Raw genomic sequence first — 21,789 nt, 5'->3', positions numbered from 1 at the left:
GCTTCAAACTTCATGCGGTTTGTGACAAAAACGGAATCTTCCATTCGTTTGATTTTACCCCTGCCAATGTACATGATGTAAATTATCTGAAGGATGTGAAAGAAAATTTAAAGAATTGTTTGTTGATAGGCGACAGAGGATACATCAGTGAAAATTTAAGAGTTGATTTATTCAATTATTCCAACATTGAGCTCTCTGTTCCAATGCGTAAAAATCAGTATGATTTTGTAGAATTTTCCAAGACAAAATCAAAAATCAGAAAAAGGATTGAAACCAATATATCGCAACTGTGCGGACAGTTCTCAATCAACATCAACCTTGCTAAAACCTTTCAAGGTTTGATAACAAGAATAACATCAAAAATAACTTCATTTACAATGATTCAATATCTAAATTTTTTCATATTCAAAAGAAGTTTGAACAAATTAAAAATTAATTTATGCTAAATGCACAACAGGTTATATTACTATTTTTTAAACTGTTTAGAATCCAATGAAGCCCGGTCAAAAACGATTTCTCTATTGTGAATATGGGATTCTCTGCAAGTAAAAACATCAAAGTTTTTTCCGCCCATATTCCATTATCTTTTACCACTGTGTGGAATCCTTCATACAAATATGCAATAATACATTTTGCAACGACTTTATTTTGACAAATATTTTTCTTTAAGAAATTAATCACCAAAAAGCTGTCCGAAATTCCGAACAGCTTTTATTTATTTTTAACCATCTTTTATTTTCGCTAATCACAAATGGTACTAACAATAATTAAATCAAAAGCTTATGTCTTCTCAATGATATTAAGATTAAAAAAATTTAACACAAATAATTGTTATTACAACTATTGTTTAATTAACTTTGTTCAATAATAATTTTTATATGAAAGCTGAAAAAATATTAACTGAACAAGATCGATACAATCTGCTTACCGGCAATGTACCTCTACTGTTCAATCGTTTTTTGGGTCAGCAATTCAAATTGAATAATATTAACCTGACCCGGGAGCAATGGTCGGTGCTAGTACCTTTATGGAAACAACAGGGATGTTCACAGCAGGCAATAGCAGATTTTACCCACAGGGATAAACCCAGCATAACTAGACTTATTGATCAATTGGAAAAAGAAGGTTACGTAGAAAGAAGGTCCCACCCTACTGACAGAAGGCAAAATCTAATATATTTAACAAATAAAGGAAAGGAGATAGAGGAAAAAGTGATGAATATTGTTAACAATGTAACCGAAATAGCAACCAGAGGACTTTCAGAAAATCAAATTATGGAGATAAAAAACTTCTTTCAGCATATTCAAAACAACATTCAAAACGAAATGGTATGAAAAAAATAAACTTAGCCATTACATTGATCCTATTCGGCACTATCATCAACGCACAGATTCTTGTAAGTAAGGATTTGGATTATGCTATCGGAAAGGCATTGCAAAAAAACACTGAAATAAGGAATCAAGATCTTGAATTACAAAAATTAGAATTAGAACGCAAAAGCATATTGGCCAAATATATACCGAAGGTAGAGGCTTCAGGTTTATACTCTTACATCAGCAGTGATGCAAAATTAGATCTAGCTACCCTGAATTTACCCATCACAGGATATCCTGTTTTTGGGGGATCTTCCGATTTCAGCACAAATGCGAATATCCTTTATGGAGGTATTACTGCAAAAGCGGTACTGTTCAGTGGCGGACAAATCCTAAATGGAGCCAAGGCTCTCAAAGAAAAAAATACAGGCACAGCGTTTATGATGGAAAATCAGAAAAATGAGGTCATAAAAGATATCATAGGGAGCTTTGACCGTCTCAAACTTCTGGAAACCGCCGAAACATTGATCGATAACAGCGAAAAGAGATTGAATAAGGAAAAAGAAAGAGTAGAAAAGGCGATATCCGAAGGGTTGGCAATTCCTTATGACCGGGATAAGATCAAACTTTCCACTCTGGAATTGGCTTCCAAACGTGCAGATGTTCAAAATAAAAGAAAACTTCTGATACTCAAGATAAAACAATCCACCAATCTTTCTGAAGAAGAAATTCTTAAAACCAATCATCAGTTGGAGCCCATCATTATTTTGGACAGCCTGAGCACAGCCGAACGAAATGAGGTAAAAGCACTGGAATCTTTCAAAAAAGCTTCCGAATATGCCCTTAAAAAAGAAAAAGGAAGCCTTCTTCCCACAGTTGGAGCTTTTGCGGGATATAGCTATGCATCATTATATAATGCCAATACAAAAGTGCCGATTGAACAATTAAATACGACCGCCAATTTGAAACTAAATGAATTGACACTACATCCTAACTGGATGTTGGGCGTAGCCGTGAAATGGGAACTCTTCAGCGGATTTGAACGTAAACATAAAATAGACGAAGCCAAAATAGGACTAGCCCAGGTTGAAAATAAACTGGCAGACACCAAAGAAAAAGTAGACCTTGAATTGGAAAAAAACAAGGTAGAATACAATACCACGTTACATAAGGTAGATATTGCGCTACAAAGGGAAAAAATAGCACAAAATAATAATGAAATAGCATCAAAGCAATACAGATTAGGGCTTATTAACGTCACTGAACGCCTTGGAGCGGAAAATGATATATACAAAGAATCCTTAAACAAAGTAGAAACCGTGATTGAACAGCGGAATGCTGCTATTGAAGTTTACCGTGCATCGGGAAAATTATCAAACTTTATTAAAATCCAAAACTAAGCAAAATGAAAAAAATTATTTACATACTAAGCATTGCAGGCATTTTAGCTTCTTGTGAGAATAAACCGAAAGTATCACAAACCATCCAGGGAAAGACCGAGCGGGAAGAGATTGCAGTAGTAGGCAAAATAGCAGGCAGGATAGATAAAATTCTGATCAGCGAGGGAGCTCTTGTTAAAAAGGGAGATACATTGGCGATATTGGAAATCCCGGAAGTAGACGCAAAAAAGTCACAGGCACAAGGTGCGGTAAAATCTGCTCAGGCACAGTACGATATGAGTGTACACGGTGCTACTGCCAATCAGTTGGCACAGCTCTATGCCAAGAAATCCGCTTTGGTAGAGCAATATGAGTTTGCAAAAAAATCCCTGGCAAGAATGAATGCAATGGTAAAGGATTCACTGGTTCCGCAACAGCAATATGATGAAGTATTCGCGAAGTATCAGGGAGCCAAATCACAAATGATAGCCGTAGATGCAGAAATTGCCGATGTTAAAAACGGGGTCCGCATAGAACAGCAAACAATGGCGTTGGGACAAAAAGACCGTGCGCAGGGAGCTTTGGAAGAAGTACAGGTTGCCGAGAAAGAAAGGTATATCATTGCACCACAGGATATGAAAATAGAATCGATCACATTGAAGCTGGGAGAACTGGCACTACCAGGATATACGCTTTTCAAAGGTTCTCTTAATAATTCCATTTATTTCCGTTTTACTATTCCTGAAAGCCAATTGGCAAATTATGCACAAGGAAAAGAAATCAATGTGCATATACCTTACAAGAATCGGGATATCAAAGGAAAAATCAGAAATATAAAACAAATAGGTGCCTATGCTAATATTGCTACAGCATATCCTGATTATGAAGTGCAGGACGCTTTGTATGAAATATTGATAGACCCTATTAACATCCAACAAGCAAACGATATCCTAAGCAAAACAACAGTAACGCTAAAACCTTAATAATGAAAACATTTCTCAATCTGATCAAACGGGAGTTCGGTTTGTTCTGGAGCAACAAGGTTCTCAGAATTTTGTTTATTGGGGCTCCTTTGATGTACGGTGTTTTGTTGGGATATGTTTACAGCAAAGGGAAAGTGACAGATTTACCAATCATAGTGGTAGATTATGACCAAAGCGCACTCAGCCGGAAAGCCATCGAAATGATGAATGACAACGAAGTTTTGTCTGTTGCAAGGCTGCAGTTTGACGAGACAAACCTCAATCGTTTGATGATTCAGAAAGATGCAACCTGCGTCGTTATTATCCCAAAAGATTTTGAGAAAGATGTGCTGACAAAACGATATCCTGAAGTCACTACCATAGTCAATACAGCAAATGTATTGACCGCAAATTATTCTTCATCAGCACTTCAGCTGGTCTTAGGAACCCTCAAAGCAGGAACACAAGTTGAAACCTTGCGCAAACAAGGAGTTCCGGAAAATTTGCTGATGAGTCAGTATGAGCCATTTAAAACCACGTTTATAAAAAAGAACAACAGAAGCACCAACTATATGTATTTTTTGTGGCCTGGTGTTTTGGCTACTGTGCTTCAGCAGGTATTGTTATTGGGGCTTGCTCTTTCTTTTGCTTCCGAGTTTGAAAACGGCACTTTCAAATATCTGGTACATAAAAGCCGTTCTGCATTTATGCTGATACTGGTTAAAATCGTGCCTTATCTCATAATGAGCTTCGGGATATGGCTGATGTACTGGGGTTTTACCAAGTGGTTCAGAATTCCTTTTTATGAAAACATTTTTCCGCTTACCCTAATAGCAGGTGTTTTTGTAATCTCGGTCTGCTTTATAGGAATTTTGGTAAGTATCCTTGTTCCGAACCAGCTGAAAGCTACGGAAATCCTTATGGTTATTGCCACACCCAGCTTTATCCTGTCAGGATTTACCTGGCCGCTCAGCCAAATGCCGACTTGGGTTCAGTACATTGCAAATATCATCCCGCTTACACATTTCCTGCCTGCCTTTAGAATACTTATAATAGAAAAAGGCGCTGTAGACCTCACCTATCCCTATGTTATAAAAATGATAATCATAGGAATAGTAAGCGCCATTGCCAGCTATAGTGTTTTATTTTACAAAGTCCGAAAGATTAAAAGAGAGGTGGTGTAGCGAGATAAATATAAGGCAAAAATTATATCGGCCTGCATAAATCCATTAAATAAGGAACAATGAAAGCTTACGAAAGCATTAAAGAAATATTATCTTTTTATCACGTACACTGTGATGAACCTTACTTTATATCGTCAGGAAAACTCATTTTTGAATTCCCAAAAAGACTCTTCCGAATGGATTTTTATGCATTCTGCATCTGTGTTTCTGGTAGTATAGATTTAGAAATTGATAATCAGCATTACAAGATATCCCAAAACGGATTCCTGATATCTGCTCCGTCAACAATTATAAAATTTGTAAATACCAGTAAAGATTTCCGTATGAAGGTTCTATTCTTTGAAAAGAATTTCCTGCTCAAGAACATTTCTAATCCATTTTTTATCGAGAATCTGTCTCTATTCAATAAAAATAGCTTTAACGTAGTAATTTCCAACGAATCAAGTAGTAAGCACTTAATCAATTTATTGGATTATCTTCAACAGCAGAGCACGAGGAATTGTCGTTTTACAAAAGATATTGTTCGTACTATTATTATTAATATTTTATTGGAAGTTGCAGTCCTAATTGATAAAGACAGAAAAGACAACGCATATCCTACTCCACAGGATAACAATAATATTTTTTTTAAATTCAATGAATTGGTGAAAGAAAATATTTTGCAGCATAAGGACGTACAATACTATGCGGACAAGCTATTCATTACCAACAAATATCTTATTCTGGTTGTAAAAAAAGCGACCGGCAAAACGCCACATCAGATTATTGATGAGGCCTTATTAAAAGAAGTATACGTTCTGCTCGGCTATCCAGAAAAAAACATTTCTCAGATTGCATTTGAAACGGGCTTTAATTCTACCTCTGCATTCGGCCGTTTCTTTAAAAAGCATGCGTCAATATCGCCCCAAAAGTACCGAAGACAACAGCATTTTTAAAAAAGAAATTCCGTATATGATTTTCGAATTTAGGGATACTAAGGAATTAAGGTATATCAATACCTTTATCATATAAAAATAACCTAAAAAAATATCATATGAGCAATTCGAACAAACATGCGTATTTCATCGGAGGCGGATTGGCAAGTCTTGCTGGTGCCGTATATCTGTTAGAAGACGGAGACTTTAAAGGCGAAAACATTCACATCATTGAAGCCCTGCCGATTTTGGGCGGTAGCAACGATGGTGCAGGAACAAAAGAAAAAGGGTTTATTTGTCGTGGCGGGCGTATGCTCAACGAAGAAACCTATGAAAACTTTTGGGAATTAACATCCCGTATCCCTTCTCTGGATGTCCCGAACATTTCCGTAAAAGATGAAATTATGGCATTTGACCACGCGAATCCAACAAAGGCAAAAGCTCGGTTGATTGACAAGAACGGAAACATTTTACCCGTAACGGATATGGGTTTCAACACTCAGGACCGGATGAAATTTGTGAAATTGTTTTTTGCCGATGAAAATGATTTAGACAACATTACCATTCGTGATTGGTTTGACGACCATTTTTTTACAACCAACTTCTGGTATATGTGGCAAACCACTTTCGCCTGGCAAGAATGGAGCAGTATTTTTGAATTTCAACGCTATATGAAACGTATGCTGTTGGAATTTTCAAGAATCGAAACACTCGAAGGGGTTACCAGAACACCATACAACCAATATGAATCCGTTATCTTACCGTTGAAGGCATTTCTGGACCAGAATAAAGTGGACTTTTCATTAAGAAAAACCGTTACCGATTTGGATTTTGCCGATGATGATGGCATTACCGTAACGGAAATAGAATGCATCAATGCAGAAGGAAATACAGAGAAAATAACCGTGAATGAAGGCGATTTGGTATTCTTTACCAACGGATGTATTACAGATAATTCTAATAACGGCGATTATAATACGCCTGCAAAATATTTACCGTCAAATCCGCCAAGTTTTGCATTATGGCGTAAAATTGCCAACAAGAAACCCGGCAAATTGGGTAACCCCGACCCGTTCTTTACCAAACCGGACGAAACAAAATGGTATTCTTTCACACCAACATTCAAAGGAAATAAATTTCTGAAACTTATTGAAGAATACACTGGCAACAAGCCGGGCAGCGGAGCTTTGATGACATTTAAAGATTCATCGTGGCGAATGTCAATTGTGGTGGCTGCACAACCGCATTTCAAAGCGCAAGGCGACGATACTACTATTCTTTGGGGCTACGGATTATATCCCGATGCAGTGGGAGATTATGTGAAAAAGCCGATGATTGATTGCACGGGTGAAGAAATTTTGACAGAGTTGATTCATCATTTGCATTTTGAAAAACACGAACAGGAAATAAAAGACAGCGTTATCAATGTTATTCCGTGTATGATGCCTTACATCGATGCGTTGTTTCAACCAAGAGCTAAAAAAGACCGCCCTGCAGTTGTTCCTGAAGGCAGCACCAACCTAGCAATGATTAGTCAGTTTGTAGAAATACCGGAAGATATGGTATTCACAGAAGAATATTCGGTTCGTGCAGCACGCATCGCGGTATATACCCTACTCGGTCTCGATAAAAAAGTAACTCCAGTAACGGAACACTGGAAAAAACCAGACGTGTTGGCAAAAGCTATTCATACCTCTTACAGAAATTAAAAATAAAAAAATTTTGTTAACGACAATATTAGATTGACAATTTAAATCAATACAAAAAATGAAAAAAATCACATTGGCCATTGCACTTTGTGCAACTACTTTCGTGGTAAAAGCGCAAATTACGATTGACCCTGAAATAGGTCTGAATTTTAATAAAATAAAGACTGAGGTAGGCGATAATTCTTCCGAATCTGATGACTCCAAAACAGGATTCCGCATCGGGGCAGGCTTTAACATCCCTTTGTCACAAGGTTTTTACGTAAAGCCCGGTTTATTTTATAGCAACAAGGGTTCAAAAACCACCACCAGCATCGGAGATTTCAAAACCAGCCTGGACTACCTTGAAGTCCCTGTTAATCTCGGATATCAGTATAAAATTGAAGGAGGAAAGTCCGGAGGAATTTTTGCAGAGGTAGGGCCTTACATCGGATTTGGAGTAAGCGGCAAATATAAAGGAGAGAATATCCCAGTAATCGGTTCTCAGGAAACCGACATCAACTTTGGTAGTGGCAGCGATGAAACAAAAGGATTCGATTGGGGATTTAATTTCGGTGCCGGATATGAAACACCTTGGGGAATCTATCTGAAAGGACAATATGGCCTGGGATTAGGTAATCTTTCCAATATAGACAACGTAACATCTTATAACCGCGGGTGGAATCTTTCATTAGGATATCGAATCTCTCTTTAATCTATAAAAGATTGTCTATAATAACCAATTTATCTAACTTTATTCTGCTCTTGCTTTTGTCAAGGGCAGAATATTTATTTTTGTACAAAACCAACCGACTCTATGGCAAAACAAGCATCAGGATATATAAACAGGAAGAAAATTGCCAACTCAGGTACGCACAATCTTTTTTATGAATTATTCGAACCAATAAATGAACCTCCAAAGGCTACTGTCCTTATACTACACGGGATGCAGGAGCATAGCGGTCGTTATAAAGATTTTGCGGAATATCTGGCGAACAACGGTTTTGCAGTTCTATTATATGACCATCTCGGACACGGAAAAACGGCGGAAAACCTGGAACAACTTGGTTATTTTCAAAAAGAAAATCCCAAGCAGCAACTGATAGACGATGCCGCAACGATGGCAGCATATTTAGAAAACAACTATCCTAACATTTCTCATTTTTTACTGGGGCATTCTATGGGGTCTTTCATTGCAAGATGCTTACTTCAGAATCAGGAAGCTGATTTTAAAGGCGCTGTCATCGTGGGAACGGGAGGAAAAATCAACGGAATCGGTTTGGCTAAATTTTTTCTGTCAATCAACAATATTATTGCTCCAAAACACCGGAGCAAATTCATCAACCAAACTTTTTCAAAAATTAATAATCAACATTTTAAAGGCGAGAAAGATGGCGACCTTACCAGTTGGCTGAGCCTCAGCAAATCCAACCGGGAATCATTTTGCAGGGACAGCCTATGCGGAGTACCTTTTACCAATAATGGTTTTTACGCATTAGTTTCTCTAAACCAACAGGCAACGGAAAGAAAATGGGCAGAAAAATCACCAAAAGAATTTCCCTTTCTTTTTGTTAGCGGAGCTGATGATCCGATAGGAAACTTCGGAAAAAGTGTCGAAAAAACGGTAAAACAAATGCAAAAAGATGGTTTTACAGATGTTAAAACTAAAATTTATCCTAATATGCGACACGAAATACTTAATGAAGATATTAAAGAATCTGTCTATGAAAGCATAAAGGATTGGCTCTATGAAAAAATATCATAAACAAAAAAGTATTTTAATTAAAAATAACTGATTAATAATTAAAATACTTAGTTTTTAATGGAAATTTAGCATTTATCAAGCTTTTAAAAAATCCTTGCTTTGCCATTCCGGATCAGGATATTTGTAAAAACCTTCGCCGGATTGCTGACCAAGTTTTCCTTTGTCGATAAGTTCGGTTTTTAGCTTTTCTGCTATTTTCTGTGTAAGTTCTCCCGGGATTTCTTTTAAGATGTTGTAATTGGTGTTCATCCCATTCAAATCTAAAATAGCCATTGGTCCAAAAGGGGCACCTGTTGCTATTCTCCAGGTTTTATCAATGGTTGCAGGATCGGCAACGTCATTCGACCACAGTGCAAGGCCAGCCACCAAAAGCGGAATCAACAAAGAATCGAGAACGTAGCCCGATTTTTCCTTCTTCAGTTCCACGGGCAGCATAGAAATGGATTTTGCAAACTCTACAATCTCGTTATAAACCATTGGGTCGGTTTGATCAGAACCCATTATTTCTGCCGTATTACGAACCATTATATGATTGGCAAAATGTAAATGGATGAATTTTTCTGGACGATCGGTGAATGTGCTTAATCTGCTCGGCAAAAGTGTGGATGAGTTGCTCGCAAAAATGGTTTTTTCAGGCGCTTGCGTGGAAGCTTTTTCCCAGAAATCTTTTTTGATATCGATGCTTTCCGGTACGGCTTCTATCAATAAATCAGCATCTTGTAAAGAAGACATCAGATCTGTCGAATAAGTGAGATTATTTTTGGTATTTTCGATTTTTTCTTCATCAGCTTTCAGGTAGTTTTTATATTCTTCAGCCAAGACATCAAAACGGTTTTTTGCCTTACTTAAAGCTTCATCATTAACATCATAAACCGTGACTTCATAGCCAAAATAAGCGCACTGCACGGCAATCTGAAAACCGAGAACACCACTTCCAGCCACCACAACATTTTTGATTCTGATTTTAGATAAATCGGCTTCCGGCACTTTCAAAAAATCTGAGCTTTGCCACGAAGGATTTGGATATTTGTAAAAGCCTTCGCCAGTAGAAATTCCCAGTTTATTTTGGTCAATGAAGGTTGATTTAAGTTTATCCAGCACAGTCTTATCATCTGTTTTGCCCTTTTCTACTTGCAGTTTGTAAATGTTGTATGGTGTCGTCAATCCGATAATATCATACAAAGCCATTGGTCCGTAAGGCGAACCTGTTCCCAGCATCCAGGTTTTGTCTATGGTTTCTGGCGTAGCGTAATCGCCAATCCAAAGCTGCATTCCGGCATTCAGAAATGGATTTAATAAAGAATTGAGCACATAACCAGGAACTTCTTTTTTTACCAAAACAGGCACCATCCCTATCGCCTTGGAAAAATCGACTATTTCCTCAGTTATTTTTTCGTCGGTTCCGGGATGGGGCATAATTTCCGCCGTATTTCGCAACCATATTTGATTGGCAAAATGTAGGTTAAGGTATTGAGCAGGTCTTCCTGTCACCTCTGCAAACTGACTTGGCAACAAGGTGGATGAATTACTTACAAAAATGGTTTTCTCCGGTGCAATTGCGGAGAGTTGTTTATAAAATTCCGTTTTTATTTTAATATTTTCTGGCACTGCTTCTATCAAAAGATCGGCATCTTTCACAGCAAATGCCAAATCGGATGAATAGTGCAGTCTTTCCCTAGCTTTTGCAATTTGTTCTTCGGTGGCGCCAAGATCCTTTTTATGACTTTCGGCCAAGCCCTCGAACTTTGCTTTCGCCTTTTCCAGCACCTCATCGCTGATATCGTAAACAGTGGTTTCAAATCCGTGAATTGCAGTTTGAAAAGCAATTTGGAATCCTAAAACACCACTTCCAGCTACCGTTACATTTTTTATTTTGCTCATAATTTTGGTTGATTTTTGGTAATAAACTTTACGGAACTAGGACTCAGAATCTTCATTTTCAATTATAATTGATAAAACTCCGGACTGAATGCTTCCTCCAAATTCTTTGGTTCTTTACGTTTTTTCTGATTTAGCTCGTGTCTTGAGGTTGAAGATGTTACATACGCTGACTGTCGTGAACGCTGTAAATTTCCAATCGGTGAATTTTCTTCGATGGTTCTGAACGGTGTAAACGACATATTTTCCATAATTTCGAAATTACCGTCCTCAGGAACTGTTTGTTTCGGTATTTTGATTCTTGCTACCGTTCGGAATGGTGATAATTCCTGCGACCATTCTTTTGTGAGGTCGTTGACAGGCATTTCTTTCAGGTCTTTGCAAAGTTGTATTTGCAGCTCAAACGTAAGGTCATTTTGGGCTATTTCTTTGATAATTCCTTTCCTGTAAGGCCATTCTGCGCTGTCAAGATCAATATCTTTTTCCCTGATGGCGTTCTTGGTCTGCTCAGTTGGGATCACTCTTACTTTGGCGATATAATCACCGTGGCGAACTGCTCCCATACTGTAAAATTCATAAAGAAAACTGTTGATGGAAGGGATTTTTTCAAAAGTTTTAAGAGCGCCCAATTCCTTCAAAGCCTCAAAATTTGGAAATGCTTTCTTATTTTCGGTGACCCAAAGTGTGGCAAATTCCAATTTTCCCAACGCTCCCTTTTCAAAGAAATCATTTAGCTTTAAAAACAGCTTTGAAATGAAAACATAATGTTCTGCCGAGTTGCAGAAAAACACCGGATTATTAATCAGGTTAAAATCAACATTGGGAGAATCTTCCTCTCCCGGAGATAATTTTTTGCCATCTATCCCAAAAATCTTTAAAGCAAATCCTTGTGCATTACCGCTTAGTTTATCGGGCAAAACTCTGGACGAACCATTGGAAAAGCGAACTGCTGCCTGGTGTTTTCCGGGTTTCGAATAAATGCCCTGCGCCAGTTCTTCGGGCAGATTATCCAAAATTTCAACCTCTGCTTTCAGCACTGCATAGCCATTGGCGTGCGCATCTCTGGTATGATGGGTCGCCCTGCTTAGGTTTGGCGTATTTTTGATGTATTCGCGGATATCGTTATTAATGGTGGTAATATACTCATCGAAATTTTCTGGAATTTCTTCCACTTCGTAACTGTACTTGATGTAATCTTCCATAGTGCTTTTTTTATTTTAATTCGCTAATCCATTTTAAAGCAGAAATGCTTGGAATAAAACAATATTCGCCTCCTTTCACAATGTTGTAGGTCTGCAAACCACGGTATCTTTTGATGAGGGGTTCTCCCGGTGCAGAAAACAGTGCGTCTTCGTCCTGTACACCGATCATAGGATCTTTTTCTGTTCCCAGATTTTGGGAATTACCATCGTTTGCCCATTGTTTTTGAAGAAATTCCAGTGTTCCCATTGCATCGGCACTAATGCCAATAAAGTACTGTCCACGTTCCTTACCGTCATTTTTAGTTACCTCCGGCGGAACGATGTCGCCAAAAGTTACACTTTTTCTGATGATCCTGTGCAAACGTTCATCCTCCAAAACAAAAGATTTGGAATCTCTTGGGTTCATCCTGCGGATATGCGAACTGAACGGACACTTTTTACCGTACTCATCATTCTTGAAAGAAAAATCATTGTTCTTTTGCATATCATCTCCTAGCGCTTTATCATCCTTTTCGGGAGCTAAAACCAAAGGTGCACCACTTCGCCAGCGACCTACCATTTTGGCAGCCAAGAGTTCTCCCTCTTCCGGCGAAGAAGAATTTTCCTTAATGAATTGATTAAATTCTGCTACCTGACTTTGGTACTTTCTGAAAACCATAAAAGAACCGTTCTTACCTAAAACTTCAGGTTGTGGAAATGGCTTTATGATGCCTGCTTCTCCAGGATAGCCCATTATAAATTCGCCTGCTTTAAGTGGACGATCAAACCCGGGAGGAACTTCTATCCCACTTCCTTCAATCTCCGGATTGCTGATGCCATCCCTGAATCCGAATACATTTTTAACCTCTTCAGATACGGCGAAATCGTGGCTCATTATTACTTCTACGCCGCTGTCATTTGTCAATTTAGAACGAAATTCCTCCAGCTGGCTTTTCCACGCCTCTTCATTGTTGGCGATAATTGCCGCTGCGATGTGAATATGTGATCTTTTAAAAACCTTTTCCCAGTTTTTAGGGTCATTGACTCCAATGTCGTAAAGAAACCGGGAACGTTCTGCCATTCCCTCCTTGAAGGATTCGGGAAAAGTATCGAGTGACTCTTGAGGGACACCGATTTTTTCCAGACCTTTATAAGTGAATGTCAAAGTAACCGATGCGCCTTCATTCTTATGCCAGTCTTCCGCAGAACTCACAATCGGCAAGAGTTTTTGGAGCATTTGTCTGGCTGCCACAGCATCTTTGATTTCAATGATAGCCACTGTTCCGAAATATGGTATAGGTCGGCTTCTGAGAATTAAGGCCTGTATTTCATTCAGCTCAATTTCTACTTTATTGGGATTAAAAATCCGCTTTAAAAATTCCAATGCCATAGGTTAGATTTTATTTGCTTCGTCAATTGCCTTATTCAGTCCTTTAATGATTTTATCATTTCTCCTTATATCATTCACCGTAAGATGTGGAACACCTACATACCAACCTGTCGCGGTAATCTGATGGTCTAGAATGAACTGTTTTACACTCGGGTTTTTTATGCCTGGCCAGCCTTCTACATTCCCAAAAATGATGTCCATCAGCTGTGGAATTTTTGTGGCGAAATCATCAATATAAGCATCCCAATCGCCATCGTAAGCCGTGCAGAAAAGAATCTTGGTATCGTTATCAAACAAAACTATACGAAGGTCATGCAGGGTTCCTACTTTGGTTGCGCCTTTCAGATCCCCACCTGCAATTTCCATTATGGTTCTGAGATTTTCTGCACCTCCGGGTTTTAGGTCTGCCATCGCAGTTAACTCAGATACACGGCCGGATCTTAACCCTTTTTTTCCGGCAGATGTAGTGGAATGGTCATAACCATCATCGATACCTTCACTGAAATTCGCCTTTGCTAACTCGGCAGCCAATTTTACTTTGTCTATGAAACTCATAATTCAGATTTTTGATTAATACTAATTCACATTATTTTTCAAGATAAAACAATAATCTTAAAGAGTTTATTACAAATGTAAAGCCACAAACAGCCATAAAATATACCGAAATTCGCATATTGTACACCAGATTTCTCCTAACAACAAATGAGGACTGAAAATTTATTCATTATAACCACTCCATAAAATCACCCTCTAAGTTGATACAGCATATTATCAAATTTGGATTGTAATAATATTCAATATTTACAGCCAAAACCTCGGAAATTCTGTAGGTGCATTGAAGTATATAGTTGCCAAAATTTTATTTTATAAATGAATCAATAAATCTTTCTAAAATATCTTTTACAATATCGAAGACATTAATTTTGAGAAGAAGATTTCTTAAAAGATTTAAAATTAATACTGAATTTAGAACCTTGTGAAGGAACAGATTTTAAAGATATTTTACCTTGGTGAACTTCAATAATTCGGAAAACTATGGATAATCCAATGCCATTTCCTTTTTGATAATTTTTATTATCCCCTCTGTAAAACAAATCGAAGACTTTTGACTGATCTTGTACAGAGATTCCTATGCCCTGATCTATAAAATTGATATTTAAATTGCCATCTTGCTCTTCAATTTCTACCAAGCAATATTGATTTGAAGAATATTTGCAGGCATTTTCCATTAGATTTAGAAATGCAATCTGCAACAAATAGGGATTTCCCCAAAAATCATAACTGCTTTCTTCTTGATTAGCCAATCCATCGATGTAATTAATCCCTACTCTATAATCTGGATTTTTCTGCAACAAAGCAATTTTAGCATCAGCTAATACTTCATCCAGTCGAAGATTTACAAAACTTATCTGCGATACATCATAACTGGCTCTCGCAAAATCTAACAAAGCAGATGACAACTCCGAAGCCTGTTGTGCATCCTGCAAAGCATTATCAACTGATCTTTTATAATCTTCTAAAGTGGTATTTAATTCTTTAGCCAACTCCAGCTCAGTTATAAGTGTAGCCAGCGGTGTCCGAAATTCGTGGGAAATAGTTGTTACAAATTGTTTATGGTTGTTAAACGATTTTTCCAAACGATTGAAAGTCGAATTAAATGTTTCCGTCAATTCATAGATTTCATCTTTAGCTTTCGGAACGACCAATCTTTTATTGAGATTATGCTCAGAAATATCTCTGATCTGAAGAATGATATCTTTCAAAGGTTTCAAAGTATAGTATGAAAACAGAAAACCAATGATGAAAATAACGGCAATAGAAATGAAATAGATGATAATAATATCTTTTTTGAATTCCTTTATATGCGCAATTCCCGTCAGATCTACTGCACTGCCGATGATGTAAAACTCATGATTATCAAACCGATATTTGAACGCCATATATTGGCGCTCCTTTCTGTGCCAGGTGATCTGGTTTTTTTTTGATTTTATTAGTTGATTTAAATAATGTTGATTTTTTGAAGACGGATCGATATCCGTAAAAATTAATTCTTTTTTGCTGTTGTAAACACTGATGTCAGCTTCATTCAGCATTTTTTTGTTGCGTTCGTGAAGCTCTCTAATCTTTGAATTGTCAATCTTTGCATCGAAGATAAATTCTGATCTCCAAATAATCTTGTAACCTAGTCGGTCATTGAACTCATCTTCCCTATTCTTCTCCGAAACAAAATAGAGCACATATGCAAAAACGAAGAGTATTCCGGCAGTCAGTAAAGCGTAAATGAGTGCTGTTCTTGTAGCAATTTTCATTTTAATTGATTGGTGAAAATAAAACCCATTCCCGGTTTTGTATGAATTAGTTTTTCATCAAAATCTTTATCGATTTTCTTTCTGAGATAAGCAATATAAACATCTATGTAATTGGTTCCTGTATCAAAATGATTTCCCCACACATTTTCACCAATTTCATCGCGGGTCAATAGTCGTTCCGCATTACTCATTAAAAAAACCAACAGCTTAAATTCCTTGGGTGTAAGATTGATCTCCTTTTGGTTTCTGAAAACACGATTGGTATTTTTATCAACTTTTAAATTTTGATATTCGACAGAATTAGAGGTTTCATTTTTAGACTGTGAAGATGATTTTCTTAAAAGAATGGCTTTTATTCTAGCATAAAGTTCTCTTATTTCGAAGGGCTTGACCATATAATCATCTGCGCCGGCATCAAAACCATCTATTTTTTCATCAATTGTCCCCAATGCGGTTAGCATAATGATTGGAAGCTCTGGATTTTTCTCTTTAATTAACTTACTTAATTCAATTCCACTCATTTTTGGAAGCATAATATCTGTAATTATGAGCTCAAACTCAATTTTTTCTACCATTATTAAGGCATCTTCTGCATCCTCCGAAATGTAAATCTGATAACCCTGACTTTCCAAACCTCTTTTCAAAAGAGCGGAAACACGGGCATTATCTTCAATAATTAAAACCTTCATATGAATATTGTTATAGGACAACATCTAAATTCATCGCATCAATTTACAGATGATCAATCATCCTTTAAATTCTGTACAAAGGTATCTCATATTTTTATTCTTAATGGTTTTCTAAAGATTTTCTAATGGTTTTCTAACGATGATCCGAGATTTCCGAAAGTAATTTTGTCCCGTTGAAATCAACAAAAGAGGACAATTAATATTATGAATAAAAAATCTTTTAAAGCCGGCTTGGCAATTCTTACCATAATGGGAATATCTGCCAAAATGGAGGCTCAGAAAAAAAATGACTTTAATAATCCCGGACTCACCCATTATCTGAATGATGAACATACGCGCTACGTTTCCTTCAGTGGCTATGCAGAATTATGGGCAAGATACACACAATTAAATCCTGGAAGTCTCATCAATGACCAAGCAAAATCCGAAGTTTCAGATTTGTCTCTTAGAAGAGTAAGAGTAAAAATGACCTATAAACCAACAGAAAAGCTAATGTTCGTTTTACAGGCTGGAACCACCAACGTCAATATGAATGCCAAAGCAAGTAATTATATCGACCTTTTGGATGCTTATGCAGAATATGCTTTTAATGATAAAATAGCCGTTGGAGCTGGACGTTCCACTTGGAGAGGATTATCAAGATTCACCACGGGACCTTTGAATACTTTGTTATACGATTTGCCAGCTTACGCTACTTCCAACGCTGGAGCGACAGACTATACCGTTAGAGAATTAAGCGTTTACGCTAAAGGTCAGTTGGGTCGATTCGATTACCGATTGGTGGTTGCAGATCCTTACACAATGGCGACTGCCGAACCAAAAGTCAATGTGGCTACTTTCAGTAAAAACTCTCCCGGTAAAGATTTTTCAGGTTATTTTCGATATGCCTTTTTGGATAAAGAAAATATCACAACACCTTTCAATTCCGGAACTTATGGTGGCAAAAAGAATGTTTTGAGTTTAGGAGCAGGTTTCGATTACATCCATAATGCTACTTGGCATAAAGACTTGGACAATAATGTTCAGAATGACGATATGCAGAATTATGCGGTCGATCTTTTCTATGATGCACCCATCAACAAAGACAAAGGAACCTCCATAAGTGCCTATGGAATGGCAATGTATAATGATTACGGGCCTAATTACGTTCGTTATGTGGGAACCAATAATCCTGCAACTTCCGTGAATGCTTCACAAGCAAGTCTTAATGGTGCTGGAAACGCAATGCCTGTAATTGGAACGGGTAATACCTATTATGTACAAGTCGGCGGGACACTTCCTTACTTTAATAAAGACAAGAAGAACCTGCAACTTCAACCGGCTGTAGGAATGCAATTATCCAACTTGAAAGGTCTTCAGGATAATGCAATTGTTTACGATGCAGGAATCTCATTACTAATGAACGGCATGTCTTCTCGTCTCACATTCGATGCTCAAAACAGACCAATCTTTACTGGAGATGCTTTAAACAAAGGCGTTGTTTCTGACAGACAATGGCAATTTGTCCTTAAATACAGAATCGATTTTAATTAAAAATAAATAAATGGAAAGAAGAAAATTCTTGTTCCGATCGCTACAAGCTTCAGCCCCAATGCTGATATCGGGGAGTATGTTTGCATCAGTTTTACCAAAATTAAATCCTATAAAACCTAAAAAAGTGTACGCACATAATCTATTCTTTTGGCTGAGAAAAGACCTTTCTGAAACAGAAGTGAAAGATTTTGAAAACTTCTTCGAAGGTCTTAAAAAATTACCTTACCAGAAAAATCTACGGTATGGGAAACCTGCAGGTTCAAGCCCGCGAACAGTTTTAGACAGCAGCTATACTTATAATGGTTCTATGGAATTTGAAAGTCTGGAAGAGCTTGAAGCTTATGGAAAGCTTCCGGAACACCTTGCCTTAGTTCAAAAATACAAACCAATGTTTGAGAAAATGCTGGTTTATGATACAATCTATAATTAATCTTAAAATAATATCAATTTTACAATGAAAAACATCGTTAAAGGCCTTAGCTTTGTCCTAGCCTTAAGCTCATTTGGAATAATGAATGCACAAAACAAACAGAATAAAAACCTGAGTATCAAAGTCAATAAGGAGGAATCAAAAGATTATATTCCTGCCGTAAGACTGATTAATAATCCCGATGGTTCTTGTACATTCGAGAAGGGAAAAATTCCCACTTTAAAACATCTCAATACCACGACATTTTGGATGAGCAACAAAACAGAAGACTGGGAAAAAAATGCGCATCCAGCGCCAAGAAGACAATACGTTATTACGCTGAAAGGAAATATTAGATTTAAAGTAACTGATGGCTCTACTTTCATTATCAAACCAGGAACCGTGCTTTTGGCGGAAGATCTCAAAGGTAAAGGTCACAGTTGGGATATGGTAAAAAGTAAATCCTGGGAAAGACTATATATTCCGATTGATGAAAATGCGGATGATAATTTTATCAAGAATGACTAATCTAAATTTTGAAATAAACCTCTTTAATTGAAGAGGTTTTTCTATTTAATAATCTCAAAGAATTGAGTTAACAATATACTAAATGTGAAAAATTTTATCTTTATGAATCCTCTTAACTCCATACAAATTAAATACAGGTCTTAAAATTTTTATAAAAACCAAAAAGACAAGCAAAGTAAATTGAAGTTAAACGATTCCAACTTCATTGGTTCAAATATTTAAAATCATTTTGCAAAAAAATCACAACTATAAAAAATGAAATTCTAAATTCAGAATTGTCAGAGACTTTTTAATTTGGCTCAAACGAATTAAATCATCGACAGTAATGAACATGTTTAGAAACAGCATTACTATGAGATATGACGAAAGAAATCACTAGCATTTTTTTTACACTACAATCCTTTTTTTGATGTTATTTTTGAAGTTAATTTAAGGTGTTTTTTTTGATAATAATTTAACCAATTGATTTTCTCATTTGTGAAGGCCGCATACCTGTTAATTCTAAAAAAGCATTACTAAAAGCTGAGATAGATTCATAACCACAAGCGTTGGCAATTTCTTCTACCGAATGGTCTTTTCTTTTCTGAAGATAATCAATCGCCTGAATGATTCTGTAAGTTTTTAAATAATGAGAGAAAGAAATATTCATCTCTTTTTTGAATAACCGGCAGAATGTTCTTTCACTCACATTAAACCGGTCACAAAGTTCTTCCAGCCGAATAGCTTTATTGAATTTTTGTTGAATATAACTGATTATATCTTCCATTCTAGGATTTTCCGTAGTCGGGAGTTGTAACTTGATAGGATTTTCCGCTGATAGTTGCAGCAAATCGTGTAAAGTGGATAACGCATTGGCGTGAGGTTCTGAAAAATTGACAAACTGATGTTTCCATCTTTCTGAAAACTTAATTAATTCGGTAACTAACTTACTCGCAGGATAGATTTTAAGATTTCTGTAAAATTCCTTGTCCGAACTTTTGAAGTAGTAAGAATGTAGTTGTGTGGCGTGATGAGAAACTTTCAAGTGATGTTTTGTGTTAGCAGGAATCCACAAAAAGTGCATCGCAGGAACTACAAAATATTCGTTTTCTATTTCAACGTAAGCAATTCCGCCTTCAACATAGCTTAGCTGATCTCGAACGTGGGAATGCATCTCATAATTTCTTTCGAACTTTTCGTGAACAACATAAACATCTTTTTGCGAAGCATCTATTTCATCCAGAATATCCAATAATTTCATTAGTCAAAGCTAAATTTATAAAATGGCAATATAAAACAAAAATTCGTCCATTTTATATAAATAGACAAATTAATTGTCGTCATAAATTTGCACATTAAAAACCAGACTATAATGATTTCACGGAAAAATTGGTTTGTAGCCACTCTTTTATTCTTCACCTTCTCACTTAAATTGGCGGGTCAAAAACTATCCATTAACTTAAATGAACTTTTAATTTTGGTGGAATCACACAGCAAAGAAATTGCTTTGGAAGAGCTCAAAACGAAAATTGCTGAATCAGAAATAAAGCTGGCAAAAAGTAATCAGTTACCATCTATAATCGTTTCTGCGTCAGTTGACAAAGCTTCCAATATGCCTGTTTATGACAATGGCATTTTTAATAAACCTTCGCAGCACGATGTTATTCACACGCTTTATAATTCCGGAGCCAGCTTTTATCTTAATATTTTTGATGGTTTTAAAACAAAAAATGAAATTAAGCTTGCTGATATTCTTTTGGAAACAACGGTTTTGAACAGACAAAAACTGATAAGTGCTATCAAACTGAAAGCAGTCTATTTTTTCATTGACCTTCACCTTCAGAAACAATGGAAAGCCACGATGATGGAAGACATTCAAGAAAAAGAACACGAACTATCTGAAATAAAAAACCTCTACAAAGCCGGAACTATATTAGAAAGCGATGTTCTACGTGCTGGGCTGGAACTCAGCAAGAGGAAAATGACTCTCAAAGAAATCGATAACACCATTATTGTGTTGCAACAACAACTGAATGTTCTGATGGGAAATGATGATACAACAATTATCGATCCTGAAGTTTCTTATGAAGATAATCTATTACCTCCGATCACTTTGGAAAACTCAATCCATATTGCTTTGAATGAAAATTTTGATGAAAAAATTTCTGATCATCACATGGAGGTTTCGCAAAAAAAATTGGAACTCAGCAAGGGCGATTATTATCCAAAAATTGGTTTGACTGCATCTTTCCAGTTTGCAAATCCTCAGATTTTCCTATATCCGTACAATGCCAGTTGGTACAATCTGGGACTGGTGGGAATAAAAGCCACTTACGACATTAGTGGAATTTATCATAACAAACATAAGGTTGAAGAGGCTAAAATAAAACTTGAGGAATCAAACCTCCATCATCAATTTGTAAGCGACGAAGTCCGAACTAAGATTTACAAAGCCTACTATCAATATGACGAAGCATTAGACAATGAAAAAATATTGGAGCAAAATGAAAAATATGCAGATGAAAATGTACGAATTCTAAAAAATGCTTATTTCAACCAAACTGCTTTAATAACAGATCTTCTGGATGCCAATCTTCTTCAAATCAAAGCCAGATTTGAACTTGAGCAGGCAAAAATGAATATCTTAAAAACTTACTATTCTTTACAATTTGAAACTTCAACCCTATAATT

At 36.6% G+C, this 21,789-nt stretch carries 20 protein-coding genes; 13 read left to right on the top strand and 7 right to left on the bottom strand.

All coding sequences use genetic code 11. The features are described 5' to 3' along the window. The 9 genes from V7P73_RS06525 to V7P73_RS06485 form a co-directional block, all read left to right on the top strand. The coding region (locus tag V7P73_RS06525; protein WP_333852117.1) for a transposase at positions 1-446 on the top strand (446 nt) is incomplete at its 5' end. A 432-nt stretch (positions 447-878) separates the two neighbouring features. Then, positions 879-1,334, top strand: coding sequence for a MarR family winged helix-turn-helix transcriptional regulator (locus V7P73_RS06520; protein WP_333852116.1), 456 nt, complete (start codon positions 879-881; stop codon positions 1,332-1,334). Further along, positions 1,331-2,713, top strand: a complete 1,383-nt coding sequence (locus tag V7P73_RS06515; protein WP_333852115.1) for a TolC family protein — start codon at positions 1,331-1,333, stop codon at positions 2,711-2,713. The genes V7P73_RS06520 and V7P73_RS06515 overlap by 4 nt, the downstream gene beginning before the upstream one ends. Before the next feature lie 5 nt (positions 2,714-2,718). Continuing rightward, positions 2,719-3,675 (top strand): HlyD family secretion protein, encoded by a 957-nt coding sequence (locus V7P73_RS06510; RefSeq protein WP_185216838.1) that lies wholly within the window; start codon positions 2,719-2,721, stop codon positions 3,673-3,675. Between the two features lie 2 nt (positions 3,676-3,677). After that, entirely contained in the window at positions 3,678-4,838 is a 1,161-nt protein-coding gene (locus V7P73_RS06505; protein WP_333852114.1) for an ABC transporter permease, read from the top strand. 59 nt (positions 4,839-4,897) lie between these two features. Then, entirely contained in the window at positions 4,898-5,773 is an 876-nt protein-coding gene (locus V7P73_RS06500; protein WP_333852113.1) for a helix-turn-helix domain-containing protein, read from the top strand. Between the two features lie 98 nt (positions 5,774-5,871). Beyond that, a complete protein-coding gene (locus V7P73_RS06495) occupies positions 5,872-7,461 on the top strand; it encodes an oleate hydratase (RefSeq protein ID WP_333852112.1) in 1,590 nt (529 codons plus the stop codon). Positions 7,462-7,519: 58 nt separating this feature from the next. Then, complete coding sequence (locus V7P73_RS06490) at positions 7,520-8,152, top strand: porin family protein (protein WP_065721661.1); 633 nt, start codon at positions 7,520-7,522, stop codon at positions 8,150-8,152. Positions 8,153-8,254: 102 nt separating this feature from the next. After that, entirely contained in the window at positions 8,255-9,202 is a 948-nt protein-coding gene (locus V7P73_RS06485; RefSeq protein ID WP_333852111.1) for an alpha/beta fold hydrolase, read from the top strand. A 75-nt stretch (positions 9,203-9,277) separates the two neighbouring features. Here the strand turns inward: V7P73_RS06485 and V7P73_RS06480 are convergent, their stop codons facing one another. The 6 genes from V7P73_RS06480 to V7P73_RS06455 form a co-directional block, all read right to left on the bottom strand. Next, on the bottom strand, positions 9,278-11,083 hold the full coding sequence (locus V7P73_RS06480) for a 3-hydroxyacyl-CoA dehydrogenase (RefSeq protein ID WP_333852110.1): 1,806 nt from the start codon (positions 11,081-11,083) through the stop codon (positions 9,278-9,280). Positions 11,084-11,145: 62 nt separating this feature from the next. Then, the gene (locus V7P73_RS06475; RefSeq protein WP_333852109.1) at positions 11,146-12,282 is read right to left on the bottom strand and encodes a catalase family protein; all 1,137 of its coding nucleotides are present in this window, start codon (positions 12,280-12,282) and stop codon (positions 11,146-11,148) included. Positions 12,283-12,292: 10 nt separating this feature from the next. Continuing rightward, positions 12,293-13,651, bottom strand: a complete 1,359-nt coding sequence (locus V7P73_RS06470; RefSeq protein ID WP_333852108.1) for a Dyp-type peroxidase — start codon at positions 13,649-13,651, stop codon at positions 12,293-12,295. A 3-nt stretch (positions 13,652-13,654) separates the two neighbouring features. Then, positions 13,655-14,206, bottom strand: coding sequence for a hypothetical protein (locus V7P73_RS06465; protein ID WP_047096306.1), 552 nt, complete (start codon positions 14,204-14,206; stop codon positions 13,655-13,657). A 362-nt stretch (positions 14,207-14,568) separates the two neighbouring features. Continuing rightward, on the bottom strand, positions 14,569-15,960 hold the full coding sequence (locus tag V7P73_RS06460; RefSeq protein WP_333852107.1) for a sensor histidine kinase: 1,392 nt from the start codon (positions 15,958-15,960) through the stop codon (positions 14,569-14,571). After that, positions 15,957-16,649, bottom strand: coding sequence for a response regulator transcription factor (locus V7P73_RS06455; RefSeq protein WP_333852106.1), 693 nt, complete (start codon positions 16,647-16,649; stop codon positions 15,957-15,959). Before V7P73_RS06455 ends, V7P73_RS06460 begins: the two co-directional genes overlap by 4 nt. 204 nt (positions 16,650-16,853) lie before the next feature. On the opposite strand from V7P73_RS06455, the gene V7P73_RS06450 reads away from it, so the two are divergent. From V7P73_RS06450 to V7P73_RS06440, 3 genes are read left to right on the top strand one after another with little or no spacing between them, the layout of a single operon-like run. Continuing rightward, positions 16,854-18,182: a hypothetical protein gene (locus tag V7P73_RS06450; protein ID WP_333852105.1), complete on the top strand. Its 1,329-nt coding sequence runs from the start codon at positions 16,854-16,856 to the stop codon at positions 18,180-18,182. A gap of 10 nt (positions 18,183-18,192) precedes the next feature. After that, on the top strand, positions 18,193-18,612 hold the full coding sequence (locus V7P73_RS06445) for a Dabb family protein (protein ID WP_333852104.1): 420 nt from the start codon (positions 18,193-18,195) through the stop codon (positions 18,610-18,612). Between the two features lie 24 nt (positions 18,613-18,636). After that, complete coding sequence (locus V7P73_RS06440) at positions 18,637-19,119, top strand: hypothetical protein (RefSeq protein ID WP_333852103.1); 483 nt, start codon at positions 18,637-18,639, stop codon at positions 19,117-19,119. 454 nt (positions 19,120-19,573) lie between these two features. On the opposite strand, the gene V7P73_RS06435 is transcribed toward V7P73_RS06440, so the two are convergent. Further along, positions 19,574-20,359 carry an AraC family transcriptional regulator gene (locus V7P73_RS06435; RefSeq protein WP_333852102.1) on the bottom strand — a complete coding sequence of 262 codons (786 nt, stop codon included), beginning with the start codon at positions 20,357-20,359 and terminating at the stop codon, positions 19,574-19,576. Between the two features lie 111 nt (positions 20,360-20,470). Here V7P73_RS06435 and V7P73_RS06430 point away from each other — a divergent pair, with 111 nt between their 5' ends. Then, positions 20,471-21,787: a TolC family protein gene (locus V7P73_RS06430; protein WP_333852101.1), complete on the top strand. Its 1,317-nt coding sequence runs from the start codon at positions 20,471-20,473 to the stop codon at positions 21,785-21,787. The last annotated feature ends 2 nt before the right edge of the window (positions 21,788-21,789 follow it).

The sequence above is a fragment of the Epilithonimonas sp. genome, assembly GCF_036780765.1.
Classification (GTDB): Bacteria; Bacteroidota; Bacteroidia; order Flavobacteriales; family Weeksellaceae; genus Epilithonimonas.
The sequence above is the reverse complement of the archived record's forward strand: the minus strand, read 5'-3'. Positions and strand labels throughout refer to the sequence as shown.